Genomic DNA, 17,484 nt, shown 5'->3' with positions numbered 1-17,484 from the left:
ACGCGCATGCGCGAGATCCCGCCACCTTCCGGCGGCGGGCCAGGCGTCGCCGGCGGGGCTCAGGCCTCGAGCTTGTAACCGAGGCCGCGGACCGTGACGAGGTACTTCGGCTCGCTCGGGTCCGGCTCGATCTTGGCGCGGAGCCGCTTCACGTGGACGTCGAGCGTCTTGGTGTCGCCGACGTAGTCGGAGCCCCACACCCGGTCGATGAGCTGGCCGCGGGTCAGCACCCGGCCGGGGTTGCGCAGGAACATCTCGAGCAGCTCGAACTCCTTCAGGGGGAGCTTCTGCTCCTGGCCGTCGACGGTCACCACGTGCCGCTCGACGTCCATCCGCACCGGGCCCGCCTCGAGCGCGGCCGGCTCGAGCTCGGGCTCGCCGCCGCGGCGCAGCACCGCGCGGATCCGGGCGACCAGCTCGCGGGGGGAGTAGGGCTTGGTGACGTAGTCGTCGGCGCCGAGCTCGAGGCCCACCACCTTGTCGACCTCGTCGTCCTTGGCGCTCACCATGATCACCGGGACGCTGGACGTGGCCCGGATCTGGCGGCACACCTCGGTGCCGGGCAGGCCCGGCAGCATCAGGTCGAGCAGGACGATGTCGGCGCCGTTGCGGTCGAACTCCGCCAGCGCGTCGGTGCCGGTCGCGGCGATGGCGACCTCGTAGCCCTCCTTGCGGAGCATGTACGCGAGGGCGTCGCTGTAGCTCTCTTCGTCCTCGACGACGAGTACCCGTGTCACCGGCCGTTCTCCTGGTTCTTCTCGTGGGGGACGTGGCGCGGAAGGCTGAGGGTGAACGTAGACCCCTGCCCCTCCACGGACCAGACCCGGACGTCGCCGCCGTGGGTGGTGGCGACGTGCTTGACGATGGACAGCCCCAGCCCGGTGCCTCCGGTGGACCGGTGGCGGGCGGGGTCGACGCGGTAGAACCGCTCGAAGATGCGGCTCATCTCGCTCGACGGGATGCCGACGCCCTGGTCGACGACGGAGATCTCCACGTCGTCGCCCTCGGACTTGCAGGACACCAGCACCGTCGAGTCGTCGCCGGAGTAGTGGACGGCGTTGGCGACGAGGTTGGCGACCGCCGCGGTCACCTGCTCCGGGTTGCCGAGGACCTCCAGGCCCGGGGCGCCGCTGGTGACGACGGAGATCCGCCGCGCGTCGGCGTCGATGGCGACGGTGTCGGCGGCGGTGCGGATCACCTCGTCGACCGGGACCGGGACCGGCTCCTCGAGCGGGTCGTCGCCCTGCAGCCGGGACAGCTCGATGATCTGCTGCACCAGCCGGCCGAGCCGCTCGCTCTCGGTGAGCATCCGGTTGCTGAAGCGCTTGACGGCCTCGGGGTCGTCGGCAGCGTCGGTGACGGCCTCGGCGAGCAGCCGGATCGCGCCCACCGGCGTCTTGAGCTCGTGGCTGACGTTGGCGACGAAGTCGCGGCGGATCGCCTCGACCTGGCGCTCGCGGGTGCGGTCCTCGACCAGTGCCAGCACCAGCCGTGCGCCCAGCGGCGCGACCCGGGCGGTGACGTGGCGGGCGGGCATGTGGTGGCGGGAGAGCAGCAGCTCGGTCTCGCGGATCTGGCCGTCTCGGCGTACCTGCTGGACCAGCGTGGCCAGCTCGTCGGAGGCCAGCGCCTGGCCGCGGACCAGGCCGTAGGCGTACGCCGGCGCCGACGCCTTGAGCACGACGTCGTCCTCGCCGACGACCACGGCGCTGCTGCGCAGGACGGACAGCACGGCGGTCACCGAGGGTGGCACGGCCCGGTCCTCGAGGCCCGGCGTCGTGCGCTGCTGCTGCCGCTCGCGGCCGCGCCGCGTCAGGAGCAGGCCCGCGGTGAGGCCCGCTCCGAGCAGCGCTCCGAGCAGCATCCAGAGAAGCACCGGGAGCAGTGCCTCCGTCGTCGCGTCCACGGTCCCGATCTTAGGCAGGGATTGGCCGGAACCTCCGCCCGAGGACGGCGGGCTTCGAGACGTTCACCACTCGTTCACGGCGTTGCCGCCTGTTGTCACCCGCACTGCTTATGGTGGGGGCATGCGTGAGGCATTCCATGACCAGCTCGACGGCATCTTCCAGGACCTGGCCGGCATCAGCCACCAGGTCGAGAACGCCGTCCACCTCGCCACCGAGGCACTGCTGACGGGGGACGCCGGCATCGCCGAGCGCGTCATCAGCGGCGACGCCGCCATCGACCGGGCGCGTGAGCGCGTCGAGGACAACGCCTTCCAGCTGCTGTCGCTGCAGCAGCCCGTCGCCGGCGACCTGCGTCTCGTCGTCTCCGCCCTGCGGATCGTCAGCGAGCTCGAGCGGATGGGCGACCTGAGCGTCCACGTCGCGAAGATCGCCCGGCTCCGCGTGCCGCAGGTGGCCGTGCCCGAGGAGGTGCGCCCCACCCTGGCGAAGATGGGCCAGGTCGCCGAGGAGATGGTGGGCCGGGTCGCCGGGATCATCGTCGAGCGCGACGTCGAGGCCGCCGCCGAGCTGGTGCGCGACGACGACGTCATGGACGGCCTGCGCCGCCGCAGCTTCACCGAGCTGCTCGGGGACCACTGGGCCCACGGCATCGAGGCCGCCGTCGACGTCGCCCTGCTCGGCCGCTACTACGAGCGGATCGCCGACCACACCGTCTCGATCGCCAACCGCATCGTCTACGTCGTCACCGGCGACTTCCCCGTCGAGGCCTGAGGCCCCGCACAAGCCCGGAAATACGCTGACCCGCCCGGAACTTCCGGGCGGGTCAGCGTTCAGTTTCGGGCGGGTCAGCGCAATCCGCGCGTCAGCGACCCTGGTTCGCGACCGCGGCCGCGGCGGCCGCGGCGGCCTCCGGGTCGAGGTACTCGCCGCCCTGGACGGTCGGCTGCATCGAGTCGTCGAGCCGGTAGACCAGCGGCTGACCGGTGGGGATGTTCAGCCCCGCGATGTCCTCGTCGCCGATGCCGTCGAGGTGCTTCACCAGTGCGCGGAGGCTGTTGCCGTGCGCGGCGACCAGGACGGTGTGGCCGGCCTGCAGGTCGGGGACGATCGCGGACTCCCAGTAGGGGAGGAACCGGGCGATGACGTCCTTGAGGCACTCGGTGCGGGGCATCTCCTCGCCGAGGTCGGCGTACTGCGGGTCGCCGACCTGGGAGTGCTCGGCGTCGTCGTCGAGCGGCGGCGGCGGGACGTCGAAGGAGCGGCGCCAGAGCATGAACTGCTCCTCGCCGTAGGCCTCGAGGGTCTCCTTCTTGTCCTTGCCCTGGAGCGCGCCGTAATGACGCTCGTTGAGCCGCCAGCTGCGGCGCACCGGGATCCAGTGGCGGTCGGCGGCGTCGAGCGCGAGGCAGGCGGTGCTGATCGCGCGCCGCTGCAGCGACGTGTGGACGACGTCGGGCGCGAGCCCGGCCTCCTTGATCTGCGCGCCGCCGCGCACCGCCTCCTGCTGGCCCTTCTCCGTGAGGGGCACGTCGACCCACCCGGTGAAGAGGTTCCTGGCGTTCCACTCGCTCTCGCCGTGGCGGAGGAGGATCAGCGTGTGGGTCACGGGGTGCTCCGATCGGTCGTGCCGGCGCCGCCGGGACGCCCGCGGATTTTCAGTGCGTCACCTGGGAGGCGACGAGATCAGTGGTCGCCCTCGCCGTGGACCTCGTCGGGGTCGATGCACTCGGACTCGCCGTCGATGCCCTCGTAGTCGCCGCAGTTGTCGACGACCACGACGTCCATCTCGATCTGCTCGCCGTCACCGAAGCGGATGGAGACCGGGATGAAGTCGCCCTTGTCGAAGTCGCCCTCGACCTCGACACCGCCCTCGTCGTTGAGGTTGACCGCGCCGGCGGCCGGCACCTCGAAGGGTGAGAAGCCGGTGAAGTCGAGCGTCGTCTCGCCCGCGCCGGCCATCTCCTCGACCGTGGCGGCCTCGAGCTCCTCGTTGTTGACGAAGGTGGCGATGAAGGTGCCGGAGCCGTCCTCGGCGGAGACGATCACGGCGCTCAGCACGTCGACGGAGGCGTCGCGGTTGTTGACGCCGGCGCCGGGCGTGTAGACCCGGTTGGTCGCCTCGTCGAAGCCGCACGCGCCGAGCGTGGAGAGGACGAGCGCGGTGGTCGACAGCGCAAGGGTGCGTCGCAGGGGCGTCGGTCGCAGGTGCATCGTGTGAGGGCCTTCGCAGGTCGTCGGCGAGCGCGGGCCGCCGTTCCGGCATGGTGCGGAGGACAGCCTAGCGGCCCCCGCGCCCGAGGGGCCTACTGGCCGAGGCCGACCCGGCCCGCCTCGACCAGCAGCGCCAGCGACACGACCGTCGTCGCGCCGATCGAGAGCCACAGCAGCCGGGGTGCGCCGGTGCGCAGCGCGATCCGCAGCGGCAGGTGGCGCAGGCCCTCCCGGTTGTCGGGGACGAGCCCGGGGAGTGCCCGGAGCACGTGGACGCACACGCCGAGGAGGGCGGCGAGGACGGTGATGCTGATCTCCGGCGGTCGGCCGGTGGCGGCGCCGCCCCAGCCGCCGTACGAGAGGAAGGCGGGGTAGAGGCCGTACGACGCCGCCCACGGCAGCCAGGACAGCCAGCCGCCGCGGAGGGCGACGTTGCCGACGACGGCGACCGCGACCGAGGCGAGGTAGGCGACGCCGGCGGCGAGCCCGTTGCTCAGCGACATCGGCACGAGCAGCAGGACGGCGCAGGTCAGCGCGAACCAGACCGTGCCGGGGTCGAGCCGGCCGGCCGCGACCGGCTTGCCGGGACGCTGGGCCCGCAGGTCGCGCTCGCGGTCGACCACGTCGTTGTGCCAGCCGAGCACGGCCTGGCCGATCAGCACGGTCCCCAGCACGAGGAGCACCTCGCGGGTGGCGCGGCCGCTCAGCGCGGCGGCGGTCGCCAGCACCAGCGCGGTGACGACGGCCTGCCGCGGGTGCGCGGCGTGCAGCAGCGGCAGCGGGCGCGGGTCGGGCACCGGGGACGGCAGCGGCGGCAGCGGCGGCAGCGGCGGCTCGGGGTCGACCGGCTTGCCGGGCGGGGCGTCCGGCCGCTGCCGACCGGGCAGGCGGACGCGCAGGCGGGGCGACATGCGACGCAGTATCGCCAAAGAACCGCTCAACCGTGGGGGATTCGCGCACCGACACGCGCCCGCCACCACAGGGGACGCCGATCTGTCAAGCCCTCATACCCCCTCTGACCTGCACAAACGCGGAAGGAGCAGTCGTGGCGGCGTGTTAGACTGCTCACCTAGGAAGGGGTACTTGCCATATGACTTTCACCGTCGGAGAAACGGTCGTCTACCCGAATCACGGGGCTGCAGTCATCGAGGACATCGAGACTCGGAAGATCAAGGGAGAGGACCGGCAGTACCTCGTCCTTCGGATCGTTGCCCAGCAGGACCTGGTGGTCCGCGTCCCCGCGTGCAACCTTGACCTCGTCGGCGTTCGCGACGTGGTCGACAAGGAGGGTCTCGACCGTGTGTTCGACGTGCTGCGGGCCGAGCACGTCGAGGAGCCGACCAACTGGTCGCGCCGTTACAAGGCCAACCTCGAGAAGCTGCACAGCGGCGACGTCATGAAGGTCGCCGAGGTCGTCCGCGACCTGTGGCGCCGTGAGCGTGACCGCGGGCTGTCGGCCGGTGAGAAGCGGATGCTCGCCAAGGCGCGGCAGATCCTCGTCTCCGAGCTGGCGCTCGCCGAGCACACCAACGAGGACAAGGCGGAGGCCCTCCTCGACGAGGTCCTCGCCTCCTGAGTCAGTTCCTGACCGTCACGACGAGGCCCCGGCGCAGCAGCGCCGGGGCCTCGTCGCGTGTGCGGCCGGTGCGCTGTCGGTTCCCAGGGGCGCCCGGACGTCATACGATCCGGTCGCCATGACGACCGATTCGTATGACGTCCCCGAGTACCCCGAGTACCCCGAGTACGCCGCCCTCGGCGCCGTCGTGGAGACCGGTCGCGGCTCGCTGCCGTTCGCGCTCATCCACGGCGAGCCACTCGTGGGCTGTGCCTCCTGGGCGTTGGGGGAGGCCGGCGTCACCGCGGTCGACCTCGGGACGTCGTGGGAGGACATCGTCGAGTCGGGCGAGCCGTTCGTGCTGCACGACCCGCTGTGCCCGATGACCCCCGCCGGCTTCGTCCGGGAGTGCGTGGCCCGGGCTGCCGAGCTCGACCGCGTGGTGGTGGCGGTGCGCCCGGTGACCGACACGGTCAAGCAGGTCACCGGCGAGGCGGTCGGCGGGACGGTCGACCGCGACGGGCTGGTGACGGTCGTCTCGCCCGTCGTGCTGCCCGCCTCCGTGGTGCGCGAGATCCGCGGGCTGCCCTCGCCCGAGCTGCCGTCGCTCGACTTCGCCGAGCTGGTGCCGGCGCTGCGCGACCGGTTCGGGGTCGAGCTGGTTGAGGCGCCGGCCGACGCTCGCCGGGTCGCCTCCGAGGAGGACCTGCGACTGCTCGAGGCGCTCACCGGCCGCGGCGAGCAGCGGCCGTGACGGGCGGGCCGATCGACCCCCGCGGGCCGGGCAGCCGGCCCGACCCGGTGGAGACCGCCCGGGCGGTCGTGGAGACCCACCACCCCGACGCCCGGCAGGCCTGGCTCTCGGGGTCTGTCGTGCTGGGCGGCGCCGGACCGACCTCCGACCTCGACGTGACCGTGCTGCTCGACGCCGCGGACTCCGGGGGCGCCGGCGACGCGGTCGTCCACCGCCGCTCGCTGACCCACGACGGCTGGCCGGTCGAGCTCTTCGTCCACACCGAGGCGTCGGTGCGGCACTTCGTCGAGCTCGACCGGCGCCGCCGCCGGCCGACCATGGCCCGGCTGGTCGCGACCGGGGTGCCGTTGCTGGGCGGCGACGCAGGTGCGGCACTCCAGGCCGAGTGCGCCGACCTCGTGGTGGCCGGCCCCGGCCCGCTGTCCGACGAGGCGCGTGACCGCGCCCGCTACGCGCTCACCGACCTGCTCGACGACCTCGTCGACGTCGCCGTCTCCGGCGGGGACCGCGACCGCCGCGGCGGCGCCGCCGGCCACGCGGTCGCGGTCGAGGTGTGGCACCAGGCCGCCGAGCTGCTGCTCGCCGCCGCCGGCCGGTGGAGCGGCACCGGCAAGTGGCTGGTCCGCGAGCTCGAGGAGTACGACGCGGAGTACGACACGGCGTACGCCGAGCGGCTCGACGCGGGGCTGCAGGCCGCCCTCTCCGGCGACCCGAACCCGCTGGCCACGGTCGCGGAGGCGGTCCTCGACGGCGTCGGCGGCCGGCTCTGGGCCGGCTACAGCGCGGTGGCCACCGTCGAGGAGCCTCCCCCGGACGCGACCGGCTGATCCAGCCCCGGTCGACCCAGATCGGCCCGGCTCACGTCGAGCTGGGTTCCGTGGCGCCGTCGTCGGGCGAGAGGTCCGCGCCGGGCCCGCCCGGGAGCCCGCCCTCGGGTCCGCCTGGACCGTGGCCGAAGTCGTGGTGCCCGCCGAGACCGGGGAAGCCGTCGCGCTCCTCGGCGGCCTCGAGCAGCGCGTCCGCCTGCTCGCGGGTCATCAGGCCGTCCTCGACCGCCCGGTCCAGCCGGAAGGCGAGCAGCTCCAGCCGGCGCGCCTCCTGCTCCTCGCGGAGCTCCTCGGTCACGGTCTCCAGCGCTGCGGCGACCTCGTCGGCGTCGAGGCCGAGCTCCTCGGCGAGCCGCTGCGCGAAGTCGGCCTGCCGCTGCTCGCGGAGCTCGTCGCGCAGGCCGTCGAGCTCCCCGAGCTGCCCCTCGAGCTGCCCCTCGAGCTGGCCCTCGAGCTGGGCGGCCGTGCTCGTGTCGGCCGGGTCGTCGTCGGCCAGCGCGGGCACGGCGAGGCCGGCGGCGGCGATGCCGGCGACCGCGACTCCGGCGACCGTGGTCCGGTGCAGCCGGGGGAGCCGGGGAAAGGTCGTGCGGTTCATGGTGGTCCTCCCGTCGGTTGCTGACGCAGACGAGCCTGACCCCGCAGGCTGGGACGCCCTCCAAGGTTTGCTGGACGTTCGCTGGGAGTCTCAGGACCCGTCGTCCGGCGCCAGCGGCAGCCGCACCCGGAAACTGGCGCCCTCGCCCGGTGTGGAGTCCACGTCGACCTCGCCCTGCAGCGCCCGGACCAGCGCCGCGACGATGGTGAGGCCCAGCCCGGCGCCACCGCCCGACCCGCGGGCGCGCGACCGGTCCGCCCGGGCGAAGCCGTCGAAGGCCGTGGTGACCAGGTCCTCGGGCAGCCCCGGCCCGTCGTCACGCACCGCGACGACCCCGACGCCGCCGTCGCGCGACGCGGCGATCGTCACCGTCGTCCCGGCGGGGGTGTGCCGCACCGCGTTGACGACGAGGTTCATCACGACCTGGCGCAGCCGCTCCTCGTCGGCGAGCACCAGGACGCCGCCGTCGTCGCGGGGCAGGTCCAGCCGGACCGCGTGCCCGGGTGCGGTGGCCCGGGCGTCGTGGGCGGCGTCGGCGGCCACCACGACCAGGTCGACGACGTCGCGCCGCAGCGGTCGCTGCTGGTCGAGCCGGGCGAGGAGCAGCAGGTCCTCGACCAGGCCGGCCATCCGGGTCGACTCCTCCTCGATCCGGCGCATCATCCGGTCCAGGTCCTCCGGCTCCCGGACCGCGCCCTGCCGGTAGAGCTCGGCGAACCCCCGGATGGACGTCAGCGGGGTCCGCAGCTCGTGGCTCGCATCGGCCATGAACCGCCGCATCCGACGCTCGGACTGCGTGCGGACCTCGAAGGCCGCCTCGATCTGGGCGAGCATCCCGTTGAGCGCCTGGCCGAGCCGCCCCACCTCGGTCCCCGGCCCGCCCTCGACGGGGACGCGACGCGAGAGGTCGCCGGCCGCGATCGCGCCGGCCGTCTCCTCGATCCGGTGCAGCGGCCGGAGGCTGCCCCGCACGGCCGCGAGGCCCGCGGCGACCCCCAGTCCGAGCACCGCCAGCCCGATCGCCAGCACGATCCGCCGCAGCTGCGCCGCGGTGGCCTCGACGTCCTCGAGCGAGGTGGCGAGCACGAACGTCCGGCCCTGCTCCAGCGGCGCCACGAGGAGCCGCCACGGGGTGCCGTCGGCGGCGGTCAGCGTGTACGGCGTGCCCGCCCGCTCCGCGGCGACCCGGGAGGTGATCCCGGTCAGGTCCGGGGGCTCCTCCGGGGTCACCGGGTCGGCGAGCTGCAGCAGCGTCGACCCGTCGGCGGCGAGCACGCGCACGACGTACCGGCTGGGGAGGTCCTGCCGCTGCCGCAGGCCACGGTCGGGCCCGGCCAGCGGGCCGCGGCGCAGCGACTCGACGACGGTCGACATCTCGTCGTCCACGCGGTCGGCGAGGTAGCCGCGCAGCAGCGCGCTCGTGGTGGCGCTGGTGAGGGCCAGTGCGGCGGTGAGCAGGAGCGCGACCACGACGAGCAGCCGGCCCCGCAGCGACCGGCGGCCCCACCAGGACGCCCGGTCCGGGGTCGTCGCGGTGACCATCGGGTCTCAGCCGCCGTCCGGCAGCCGCAGCACGTAGCCGACGCCGCGGACGGTGTGCAGCAGCGGCGGCCCGTCCGCGTCGACCTTGCGCCGAAGGTAGGAGACGTAGGACTCGACGATGCCGGACTCGCCCGCGAAGTCGTACTCCCAGACGTGGTCGAGGATCTGCGCCTTCGACAGCACGCGGCCGGCGTTCACCATGAGGTAGCGCAGCAGGTTGAACTCGGTCGGCGAGAGCGCCACCAGCCGGCCGCCCCGGCGCACCTGGTGGGCGTCCTCGTCGAGCTCGAGGTCGGCGACGACGAGCCGGCCGTCCGCGCCCGGGTCGGCCGAGGTGCGGCGCAGCACGGCGCGGATCCGGGCGACGACCTCCTCGAGGCTGAACGGCTTGGTGACGTAGTCGTCGCCGCCGAGCGTGAGCCCGGTGACCTTGTCCTCGGTGGCGTCGCGGGCGGTCAGGAACAGCACCGGCAGCACCCGGTGGCCGGCGCGGAGCCGGCGCAGCACCTCGAACCCGTCCAGGTCCGGCAGCATCACGTCGAGCACGACGAGGTCCGGGGCCCGGCGGGCGGCGGCGTCCAGCGCCTCCCGGCCGCTGGCGGCCGCGGTGACCTCGAAGCCGGCGAAGCGCAGGCTCGCCCCGAGCAGCTCGCGGATGTTGGGCTCGTCGTCGACGACCAGCAGGTGGGTGGTCACCCCGTCATCGTGGCGGCGCCGGCTGACGGTCTGCTGGGAGCCGGCTGAGCGTTCCCTGTGAGCCGGCCGAGCCGGTCGAACCGGTCAGTCGTCGCCCGGCGCCCGGTCGTCGAGGCCGGCCAGGGTGGCGGCGAGGGCGACGTCCTCGGGGAAGGTGATCTTGATGTTGGCCGGTCCGGACCCGACCGCGACGACCCGCCCCTCGCCGTACCGCTCGAAGCAGCTCGCGGTGTCGGTGCCGTCGAAGCCGTCGGCGTCGGCCCGGCGGTACGCCGCCAGCAGCTCCGCGGCCCGGAACGCCTGCGGCGTCTGCACGCCGACGAGGCCGGCGGGTACGGCGGCGCCCTCGGCGGTCACCAGGCCGGACAGCCGGACGACCGGCAGCGCGCCACCGTGCTCGCGGGCCGCGGCGACGGTGGCCGCGAAGAGCTCGGGGCCGGCCAACGGCCGGGCGGCGTCGTGGACGGCGACCACGTCGATCTCGCCGGCCTCGATCTCCGGGGCCAGCGCCCGCAGCGCCTGCCACTCCGACGCGTGCCGGGTGGCGCCGCCCTCCACGACACCGACCTCGCGGTCGCCGAGGTGGGGGGAGACCGCCCCGGCCACGGCATCGCGCTCGCCGGGGCGGACGACGAGCAGCAGCCGGTGCAGGTCGGGCAGCTGCCAGGCGGCCCGCAGCGAGGCCACCAGCACGGGGGCGTCGCCGAGGGGGAGCAGCACCTTGTTGACCTCGGCCCCGACCCGGGAGCCGGACCCGGCGGCGAGGACGACGACGGCGGCGGGCATGGGGCGCAGTCTAGGTTTCCACGGCTGTTACACGGCCGCCCGGTTGCGAAACCTCGGCACAACACGGCGGCCCTAGCGTCGGTCCCCAGGCTGCGAGAGGAGTGCGCATGGAGGACTGGCAACCCGTGTGCCGCGTGGTGGAGCTCGAGGTCGACCGGCCCGCGACCGCGCTGGTGCACGGGCAGGCGGTGGCGGTCTTCCGCACCGTCGGCCCCGGGGGCGGCGACGAGGTACACGTGCTCGGCAACCACGACCCGTACGCGCGGGCGTCCGTGCTGTCCCGCGGGATCGTCGGCCGGCGTGGCGACGTCCCGATCGTCGGCTCCCCGGTGCACCACCACGCCTTCGACCTGCGGACCGGGACCTGCCTCGAGGACCCGCACGTGCACGTCCCGGTCTTCGCGGTCCGGGTGGTCGAGGGCGTGGTGCTGGTCGGGCCGCGGCTCGACCGGGTGGTGGAGGGGGCCTAGCGGGGCCGTCGCGATCCCCGGATATCCGGGGATCGCCTCGCTTCTGGGCCACTGCAGTGCCCGAGAAGCGAGCGGAGTGCCCGAGCAGCGGGGCTGGTGTGACGGCTGGTGTCAGACGATCAGGGCGGTCGCGATCGCCGCGACCCCCTCGCCGCGCCCGGTGAGCCCGAGCCCGTCGGTGGTGGTGGCCGACACCGTCACCGGGGCGCCGGCCGCCGCGGAGAGGGCAGCCTCGGCCTCGGCGCGGCGCGGGCCGAGCCGCGGCCGGTTGCCGACGACCTGGACCGCGACGTTGCCGATCTCGAAGCCGGCGGCCCGCACCCGGCGGGCGGTCTCGGCGAGCAGCGCGGCGCCCGAGGCGCCCGCCCACTCCGGCTCGGCCGTGCCGAAGTTGCTGCCGAGGTCGCCGAGGCCGGCGGCGGACAGCAGCGCGTCGCACGCCGCGTGCGCGGCGACGTCGGCGTCGGAGTGCCCCTCGAGGCCCTGGGGCTCGTCCGGCCACCCCAGCCCGGCGAGGTTCATGGGGACGCCGTCGACGAGCCGGTGGACGTCGGTACCGAGGCCGACGCGTGGGACGCGTGGGGTCTGAGTCACACGATGATGATGCACGAGCCACAATCGGACGTGTGAGGACCTCCCGAGGCACAGGCGCCTGGTCGTGGGCCGGCATCGTCGCCGGCTTCGCGGGCCTGGCCACCAGCTACGCGCTGGCCATGGCGCTGACCATCCGTGAGTCGCCCGTCGTCGCGGTGGCCGAGCTGGTGATCAGGGTGACGCCGGGCCGCGTCGTGGAGGAGGCCATCGCGCGGCTCGGCTTCTGGGACAAGCCGCTGCTGATCGGCGGGATCCTGCTGTTCCTCGCGGTCCTCTTCGCGTACGCCGGCCGGTTGGCCGCGCGCGGCCCGTGGCAGCCGCTCACCGTGTGGCTGCCGCTGACCGCCGTCGGCGCCGTCGCGGTGGTGGTGCAGCGCGGGCAGACGCTCGTCGACTACCTGCCGCTGGCGCTGGGTCTTGCGACCTGGGTGGTGGTGCTGCGGCTGCTCGCGGCGGTGCTGCGGCGCGAGCAGGCCGCCGCTGCCGGCGCCGACGCCACGGGTGCGGCGTTCGACGAGCCCGTGGCGGTCGCCGACGAGGGCCGGCCCGGGGCCGCCTCCTCGCGGCGTACCTTCCTGCTCGCCTCGGGCGCGGTCGCGCTGGTCGCGGCCGCCACCACCGGCCTGGGTCGCGTGGTCGGCGCCGGCCGCCGCGGCGTGGAGGCGAGCCGGCGGCTGCTCAAGATCGACGGGGTCACCGAGCCGAGCGTGCCGGCGAAGGCGCGGATCGGGCTCGACGGGGTCTCGCCGTGGATGACGCCCAACGAGGACTTCTACCTGATCCACACCGCCATCGTGGTCCCCACGATCGCGCCCGGCGACTGGTCGGTGCGGATCCACGGCATGGTCGAGCGCGAGGTGGTGCTGACGTACGCCGACCTGCTGGAGCGGGAGCGCACCGAGGCGTGGGTGACGCTCAACTGCGTGTCCAACCCGGTCGGCGGCAACCTCATCGGCAACGCGTGGTGGAGCGGGGTCCGGCTCGACGCGCTGCTCGCCGAGGCCGGGCCGCTGCCCGGCGCCGACGCGGTCAAGCAGACGTCGCACGACGGCTGGACCTGTGGCACCCCGCTCACCGCGCTCACCGACGGTCGCGACGCGATGCTGGCCGTCGCCATGAACGGCAAGCCGCTGCCGATCGAGCACGGCTTCCCCGTGCGCACCATCGTCCCGGGGCTCTACGGCTTCGTGTCGGCCTGCAAGTGGGTCGTCGACATCGAGGTGACCCGGTTCGCCGACTTCACGGCGTACTGGACCGGGAAGGGCTGGTCGGCGCAGGGCCCGGTCAAGATCGCCTCGCGCATCGACGTGCCGCGCCAGGGTCAGGACGTCGAGGCCGGCAAGGTGCAGGTCGGCGGGGTCGCCTGGCACCAGCGGACCGGCATCGACGCGGTCGAGGTCTCCCTCGACGGCGGCGGCTGGCAGCGGGCCGCGGTCGCGTCGGTCCCGACCGACGACACCTGGGTGCAGTGGGCGCTGACCCTCGACGACGTGCCGCCGGGGGACCACGAGGTGCGGGTGCGCGCCATCGGCAAGGACGGCGACGTGCAGACCGGCGTCGAGCGCGACGTGGTGCCGGACGGCGCCACCGGCTGGCACGGCGTGGAGTTCACCGCCCGCGCCTGACGCGCCTCAGCCGGGCGTCACCAGTTGCGCAGCTTGGTCCCGGGCAGCGGGTGCGCGGCGTCGTGGATGACGTAGACCAGCCCGCCCGACTTCGGCAGCCAGGCGTCCTCGAACTGGCCGCGGTCGTAGACCCGCCGCACCCCGGCCCGGTCCTCGGCCGCGGGGTCGTTGACGACGACGTCGCCGTTCTTGCGGAAGCCGACGATCACCAGCAGGTGGCCGTTGCTGCCGTTGCGGGTCTCCGGCGGCGCGTTGTCGAGCCGGCCGGCCGACCAGGAGAGCGACGCGATCAGCGGGATGCCGGCCTCGATGAACCGGCCCGCCTCGCGCAGGTTGCGCAGTCGCGTCACGAACGCGTGGTCGGTGCGGGTCGCGGCGTACGCCGTGTTGAAGGGCCAGTTGCCGGTGCCGCGGTAGGACGCGTCGTACGTGCGTCGGGCCGCGTGGTCGACCCACGGGTCGACGTGGTCGTCGGGGACCCAGTCGTAGGCCTTCGCGGGCGGGAGCGCGTCGTAGTAGCCGAGCACCATCGAGGTCGAGGTCGGCGAGCACCACGCCTGGCCGCCGGCGCCCCAGGTGGGGTAGTGGCCGCGGTGCATCATCTGCGAGTAGCGGGGGACGGGCAGCACGGTGCCGGCGCCCGGTCCGGGCCGGGAGGTGGCCACGTCGCTGACGGCGGGCAGCCGGCTCGCCATCGCGCCGACGGCGTCGAGCCGCGGGCTCCTCGCGCCGGGGCGGCGGAGCAGCGTCACCTGCAGCTGCCAGGAGGTGAGCGGGGTGCTCGCCTGCCAGGTGTCGACGTTGACGTCGGCGAGGTCGTCGCCCTGGCCGGGCAAGGAGGTGCGCCGCACGTGACGGTCGGCGTCGGCCCAGCGGCCGAGGACGTCCCAGCTCGAGGTCCGGCCGTCGGCGGCCTGGCCGCGCACGGCGACCTCGAGGTAGCCGGCGCCGCGGGTGCGGGCCTCCCAGGAGGCGATCAGCTCGGTGAGCCCGAAGCCCGGCGAGACCCACGGCGAGGTCCAGGTGCCGGCCTCGTAGGTGTCGCCGTTGTAGGACCGGGTGCCGCTGGCCTCGGAGATCCGGAGCCCGCCCTTGCGGACCCGGACACCGTCGCGGGTGCCGGCTCGCAGCTCGGCGCCGGTGTCCCAGGCGGTCCGGGCGATCTGCCGCTTGGCGGCCCGCTCGGTGGTCGGGGCCGCCGCAGAGGCCTTGCCCGGGGCCGGCTCGGCGGGGGCCGGGAGCGGGGTGAGCAGGGCGGCGGCGAGGGTCAGGCCGGCCGCCAGGATCGGGGTGCGCACCCGACGACGGTAACCCGCACCCGCCACTCCTGTCACAGGAGTCACAGGGATCCGCCCGGCGCGGACCGCGCGTCCCCTGCGGCCCCCGGAGCGGCCGGGGATGCGGGGTCGACCGGGCCGCGACCCTAGAATCGGCCGGGTGAGTTTCCGGCTGTACGACACCGCGACCCGAGACGTCCGCGACTTCGTCCCGCTCGAGGCGGGCAAGGCGGGCATCTACGTCTGCGGTCTCACCGTGCAGTCCGAGCCGCACGTCGGCCACGTCCGCTCCGCGGTCAACTTCGACGTGCTGCGCCGCTGGCTCACGAGGTCGGGCTACGAGGTGTCGTTCATCCGCAACGTCACCGACATCGACGACAAGATCCTCGCCAAGGCCGAGCAGCAGGGCCGCCCCTGGTACAACCTCGCCTACGCGATGCACCGCGAGCTCGACCGGGCGCTGGCCTCGATCAACGTGCTGCCGCCGACCTACGAGCCCGGCGCGACCGGCCACGTGCCGGAGATGGTCGAGCTGATCGCGGAGCTGGTCTCCCGCGGCCACGCCTACGCCGCCGAGGACGGCTCGGGCGACGTCTACTTCGACGTGCGCTCCTGGCCGTCGTACGGCGAGCTGACCCGGCAGAAGGTCGAGGACATGGAACCGGCCGGCGACGCCGACCCGCGCGGGAAGCGCGACCCCCGCGACTTCGCGCTGTGGAAAGGCTGGAAGAAGGACTCCGAGCCCGCCTCCGCCGCGTGGCCGTCGCCGTGGGGCCCCGGCCGCCCCGGCTGGCACATCGAGTGCTCGGCGATGGCGCAGAAGTACCTCGGCCCCGCCTTCGACATCCACGGCGGCGGCGTCGACCTGCGCTTCCCCCACCACGAGAACGAGCAGGCCCAGTCGCGCGCGGCCGGCCACCCGTTCGCGTCGTACTGGATGCACAACGCGTGGATCACCACCGCCGGCGAGAAGATGAGCAAGTCGCTCGGCAACTCGCTGCTGATCCCGTCGGTGCTCGAGCGGGTCCGCGGCATCGAGCTGCGGTTCTACATCGTCGCCGCCCACTACCGCTCACACGTCGAGTTCTCGTTCGAGGCGCTCGACGAGGCCGCGGCGGGCTTCCGCCGCATCGAGGGGTACGTCGCGCGGGCGGCCGCCGTCGTCGGCGAGCTGCCGACCGGCGGTATCGCCTGCGCCGAGTTCGTCGAGGCGATGGACGACGACCTCGGCACCCCCGCGGCCGTCGCGGCGATCCACGACGTGGTGCGCGAGGGCAACAGGCTGCTGGCAGCGGGGGACCCCGGCAGCACCGCAGCGCTGCGGGGGAACCTGGCGTCGGTGCTGGAGATGCTCGACGTGCTCGGGCTGCATCCCGCCGACCCCGCCTGGGCGCAGGCGTCCGGGGGTGCCGACGAGCGGCTCACGCAGGCCGTCGACGTGCTGGTCTCCGGGCTGCTCGAGCAGCGCGCCGAGGCCCGCGCCGCCAAGGACTTCGCCACCGCCGATGCGATCCGCGACCGGATCAAGGCGGCCGGCATCGAGATCGAGGACACACCCGAGGGCCCGAAGTGGTCGCTCGGAGAAGGACACTGAGGGCAATGGCAGGTAATTCGCAGCGCAAGGGCGCCATCCGCAAGTCGTCGAAGGGACCGACCGCCGGCTCCGGCGGCCGGGTCAAGCGCGGCCTCGAGGGGAAGGGTCCGACGCCGAAGGCCAAGGACCGCCCCAACCACAAGGCCTACAAGGCCCGCCAGAAGGAGGAGCGCGCCGCCGCGGCCCGTCCCAAGCGCAAGCCCACCAGCGGCGACGCCGAGTGGGTCGCCGGGCGCAACTCCGTCGTCGAGGCGCTACGAGCCGGCATCCCGGTCAGCGGCGTCTACGTCGCCGAGGGCGCCGAGCGCGACGGCCGCCTCCGCGAGGCGTTCCGGCTGGCCGCCGAGCAGGGGCTGAGCCTGCTCGAGGTGAGCAGGGGCGAGCTCGACCGGATGACCGGGGGCGCGGTCCACCAGGGGCTCGCCGCGAAGATCCCGGCCTACGAGTACGCCCACCCCGACGACCTGCTCGCCCGCGCCGCCGAGGCGGGGGAGAAGCCGCTCGTCGTGGCGCTCGACTCCGTCACCGACCCGCGCAACCTCGGCGCGGCGGTCCGCAGCGCCGCCGGGTTCGGCGCCCACGGCGTACTGGTGCCCGAGCGGCGCGCGGCCGGGATGACCGCGTCGGCGTGGAAGACCTCCGCCGGCGCCGCCGCCCGGATCCCCGTCGCGCAGACGGTCAACCTGGTCCGGCAGCTCAAGGCCTACCAGGAGGCCGGCTGCATGGTCATCGGCCTCGCTGCCGACGGCGACGTGTCGCTCCCCGACCTCGACCTGGCCGACATGCCGCTCGTCGTCGTGGTCGGCTCCGAGGGCAAGGGCCTCTCGCGGCTCGTGGCCGAGACCTGCGACCAGCTGGTCTCGATCCCGATGGCCAACCAGCTCGAGTCTCTCAACGCCGGCGTGGCCGCCTCGGTGACCCTCTACGCGATCGCCCAGGCGCGCGCCTGACGCACCTTCCCCGCGAGGTGGCAGGCTTGGCTCCGCGAGGTGGCAGGCTTTGCCCAACGAGGTGGGACAGTTGAGGCATCTCCAGCAGCGGAACCAGA

At 74.2% G+C, this 17,484-nt stretch carries 19 protein-coding genes; 8 read left to right on the top strand and 11 right to left on the bottom strand.

What is annotated here, in order from left to right:
- Positions 1 to 59: 59 nt before the first annotated feature.
- Positions 60 to 737: a response regulator gene (locus ACFP2E_RS05630; protein WP_378521623.1), complete on the bottom strand. Its 678-nt coding sequence runs from the start codon at positions 735 to 737 to the stop codon at positions 60 to 62.
- Positions 734 to 1,906: a sensor histidine kinase gene (locus ACFP2E_RS05625; protein ID WP_378521622.1), complete on the bottom strand. Its 1,173-nt coding sequence runs from the start codon at positions 1,904 to 1,906 to the stop codon at positions 734 to 736. Before ACFP2E_RS05625 ends, ACFP2E_RS05630 begins: the two co-directional genes overlap by 4 nt.
- Before the next feature lie 121 nt (positions 1,907 to 2,027).
- On the opposite strand from ACFP2E_RS05625, the gene phoU reads away from it, so the two are divergent.
- Complete coding sequence (phoU, locus tag ACFP2E_RS05620; RefSeq protein ID WP_378521621.1) at positions 2,028 to 2,678, top strand: phosphate signaling complex protein PhoU; 651 nt, start codon at positions 2,028 to 2,030, stop codon at positions 2,676 to 2,678.
- Between the two features lie 91 nt (positions 2,679 to 2,769).
- Here phoU and ACFP2E_RS05615 read toward each other — a convergent pair whose 3' ends face one another.
- From ACFP2E_RS05615 to ACFP2E_RS05605, 3 genes are all read right to left on the bottom strand, one after another.
- Positions 2,770 to 3,513, bottom strand: a complete 744-nt coding sequence (locus ACFP2E_RS05615; protein ID WP_378521620.1) for a phosphoglyceromutase — start codon at positions 3,511 to 3,513, stop codon at positions 2,770 to 2,772.
- 77 nt (positions 3,514 to 3,590) lie between these two features.
- Positions 3,591 to 4,118 (bottom strand): hypothetical protein, encoded by a 528-nt coding sequence (locus ACFP2E_RS05610; RefSeq protein ID WP_378521619.1) that lies wholly within the window; start codon positions 4,116 to 4,118, stop codon positions 3,591 to 3,593.
- A 92-nt stretch (positions 4,119 to 4,210) separates the two neighbouring features.
- Positions 4,211 to 5,029 carry a UbiA family prenyltransferase gene (locus ACFP2E_RS05605; protein WP_378521618.1) on the bottom strand — a complete coding sequence of 273 codons (819 nt, stop codon included), beginning with the start codon at positions 5,027 to 5,029 and terminating at the stop codon, positions 4,211 to 4,213.
- Between the two features lie 179 nt (positions 5,030 to 5,208).
- On the opposite strand from ACFP2E_RS05605, the gene ACFP2E_RS05600 reads away from it, so the two are divergent.
- The 3 genes from ACFP2E_RS05600 to ACFP2E_RS05590 all read left to right on the top strand — a co-directional run bounded on the left by ACFP2E_RS05600 (position 5,209) and on the right by ACFP2E_RS05590 (position 7,254).
- On the top strand, positions 5,209 to 5,694 hold the full coding sequence (locus ACFP2E_RS05600; RefSeq protein ID WP_378521617.1) for a CarD family transcriptional regulator: 486 nt from the start codon (positions 5,209 to 5,211) through the stop codon (positions 5,692 to 5,694).
- A 118-nt stretch (positions 5,695 to 5,812) separates the two neighbouring features.
- Complete coding sequence (locus ACFP2E_RS05595; protein WP_378521616.1) at positions 5,813 to 6,427, top strand: 2-C-methyl-D-erythritol 4-phosphate cytidylyltransferase; 615 nt, start codon at positions 5,813 to 5,815, stop codon at positions 6,425 to 6,427.
- Positions 6,424 to 7,254, top strand: coding sequence for a hypothetical protein (locus tag ACFP2E_RS05590; RefSeq protein WP_378521615.1), 831 nt, complete (start codon positions 6,424 to 6,426; stop codon positions 7,252 to 7,254). The genes ACFP2E_RS05595 and ACFP2E_RS05590 overlap by 4 nt, the downstream gene beginning before the upstream one ends.
- Positions 7,255 to 7,285: 31 nt before the next feature.
- On the opposite strand, the gene ACFP2E_RS05585 is transcribed toward ACFP2E_RS05590, so the two are convergent.
- The 4 genes from ACFP2E_RS05585 to ACFP2E_RS05570 form a co-directional block, all read right to left on the bottom strand.
- A complete protein-coding gene (locus ACFP2E_RS05585; RefSeq protein ID WP_378521614.1) occupies positions 7,286 to 7,852 on the bottom strand; it encodes a hypothetical protein in 567 nt (188 codons plus the stop codon).
- Between the two features lie 90 nt (positions 7,853 to 7,942).
- Positions 7,943 to 9,394 carry a sensor histidine kinase gene (locus tag ACFP2E_RS05580; protein WP_378521613.1) on the bottom strand — a complete coding sequence of 484 codons (1,452 nt, stop codon included), beginning with the start codon at positions 9,392 to 9,394 and terminating at the stop codon, positions 7,943 to 7,945.
- Positions 9,395 to 9,400: 6 nt separating this feature from the next.
- A complete protein-coding gene (locus tag ACFP2E_RS05575) occupies positions 9,401 to 10,090 on the bottom strand; it encodes a response regulator transcription factor (RefSeq protein WP_378521612.1) in 690 nt (229 codons plus the stop codon).
- Between the two features lie 84 nt (positions 10,091 to 10,174).
- Complete coding sequence (locus ACFP2E_RS05570) at positions 10,175 to 10,876, bottom strand: 2-C-methyl-D-erythritol 4-phosphate cytidylyltransferase (RefSeq protein WP_378521611.1); 702 nt, start codon at positions 10,874 to 10,876, stop codon at positions 10,175 to 10,177.
- A 107-nt stretch (positions 10,877 to 10,983) separates the two neighbouring features.
- On the opposite strand from ACFP2E_RS05570, the gene nirD reads away from it, so the two are divergent.
- Complete coding sequence (gene nirD / locus ACFP2E_RS05565) at positions 10,984 to 11,346, top strand: nitrite reductase small subunit NirD (protein WP_378521610.1); 363 nt, start codon at positions 10,984 to 10,986, stop codon at positions 11,344 to 11,346.
- Between the two features lie 111 nt (positions 11,347 to 11,457).
- Here nirD and ispF read toward each other — a convergent pair whose 3' ends face one another.
- Entirely contained in the window at positions 11,458 to 11,940 is a 483-nt protein-coding gene (ispF, locus tag ACFP2E_RS05560; protein ID WP_378521609.1) for a 2-C-methyl-D-erythritol 2,4-cyclodiphosphate synthase, read from the bottom strand.
- A gap of 32 nt (positions 11,941 to 11,972) precedes the next feature.
- Here ispF and ACFP2E_RS05555 point away from each other — a divergent pair, with 32 nt between their 5' ends.
- Positions 11,973 to 13,565 carry a molybdopterin-dependent oxidoreductase gene (locus tag ACFP2E_RS05555; RefSeq protein WP_378521608.1) on the top strand — a complete coding sequence of 531 codons (1,593 nt, stop codon included), beginning with the start codon at positions 11,973 to 11,975 and terminating at the stop codon, positions 13,563 to 13,565.
- 17 nt (positions 13,566 to 13,582) lie between these two features.
- Here the strand turns inward: ACFP2E_RS05555 and ACFP2E_RS05550 are convergent, their stop codons facing one another.
- The gene (locus ACFP2E_RS05550; protein WP_378521607.1) at positions 13,583 to 14,863 is read right to left on the bottom strand and encodes a peptidase C39 family protein; all 1,281 of its coding nucleotides are present in this window, start codon (positions 14,861 to 14,863) and stop codon (positions 13,583 to 13,585) included.
- 100 nt (positions 14,864 to 14,963) lie between these two features.
- Here ACFP2E_RS05550 and cysS point away from each other — a divergent pair, with 100 nt between their 5' ends.
- Positions 14,964 to 16,436, top strand: a complete 1,473-nt coding sequence (cysS, locus tag ACFP2E_RS05545; RefSeq protein WP_378521606.1) for a cysteine--tRNA ligase — start codon at positions 14,964 to 14,966, stop codon at positions 16,434 to 16,436.
- A gap of 5 nt (positions 16,437 to 16,441) precedes the next feature.
- A complete protein-coding gene (gene rlmB / locus ACFP2E_RS05540) occupies positions 16,442 to 17,386 on the top strand; it encodes a 23S rRNA (guanosine(2251)-2'-O)-methyltransferase RlmB (protein WP_378521605.1) in 945 nt (314 codons plus the stop codon).
- The last annotated feature ends 98 nt before the right edge of the window (positions 17,387 to 17,484 follow it).

It is taken from the genome of Nocardioides sp. GCM10027114, from assembly GCF_042659625.1.
Lineage (GTDB): Bacteria > Actinomycetota > Actinomycetes > Propionibacteriales > Nocardioidaceae > Nocardioides.
Note: the sequence above shows the minus strand (reverse complement) of the source record. Positions and strands in the feature narration are given on the sequence as shown.

What these genes read in the sequence shown, in the direction of transcription:
- phoU (WP_378521621.1), top strand. Translation starts at nt 2,028, where the DNA reads ATGCGTGAGGCATTCCATGACCAGCTCGACGGCATCTTCCAGGACCTG.
- ACFP2E_RS05585 (WP_378521614.1), bottom strand. Translation starts at nt 7,852, where the DNA reads ATGAACCGCACGACCTTTCCCCGGCTCCCCCGGCTGCACCGGACCACG.
- nirD (WP_378521610.1), top strand. Translation starts at nt 10,984, where the DNA reads ATGGAGGACTGGCAACCCGTGTGCCGCGTGGTGGAGCTCGAGGTCGAC.
- cysS (WP_378521606.1), top strand. Translation starts at nt 14,964, where the DNA reads ATGCGGGGTCGACCGGGCCGCGACCCTAGAATCGGCCGGGTGAGTTTC.
- rlmB (WP_378521605.1), top strand. Translation starts at nt 16,442, where the DNA reads ATGGCAGGTAATTCGCAGCGCAAGGGCGCCATCCGCAAGTCGTCGAAG.
- ACFP2E_RS05580 (WP_378521613.1), bottom strand. Translation starts at nt 9,394, where the DNA reads ATGGTCACCGCGACGACCCCGGACCGGGCGTCCTGGTGGGGCCGCCGG.
- ACFP2E_RS05610 (WP_378521619.1), bottom strand. Translation starts at nt 4,118, where the DNA reads ATGCACCTGCGACCGACGCCCCTGCGACGCACCCTTGCGCTGTCGACC.
- ACFP2E_RS05600 (WP_378521617.1), top strand. Translation starts at nt 5,209, where the DNA reads ATGACTTTCACCGTCGGAGAAACGGTCGTCTACCCGAATCACGGGGCT.
- ACFP2E_RS05595 (WP_378521616.1), top strand. Translation starts at nt 5,813, where the DNA reads ATGACGACCGATTCGTATGACGTCCCCGAGTACCCCGAGTACCCCGAG.
- ACFP2E_RS05605 (WP_378521618.1), bottom strand. Translation starts at nt 5,029, where the DNA reads ATGTCGCCCCGCCTGCGCGTCCGCCTGCCCGGTCGGCAGCGGCCGGAC.
- ACFP2E_RS05570 (WP_378521611.1), bottom strand. Translation starts at nt 10,876, where the DNA reads ATGCCCGCCGCCGTCGTCGTCCTCGCCGCCGGGTCCGGCTCCCGGGTC.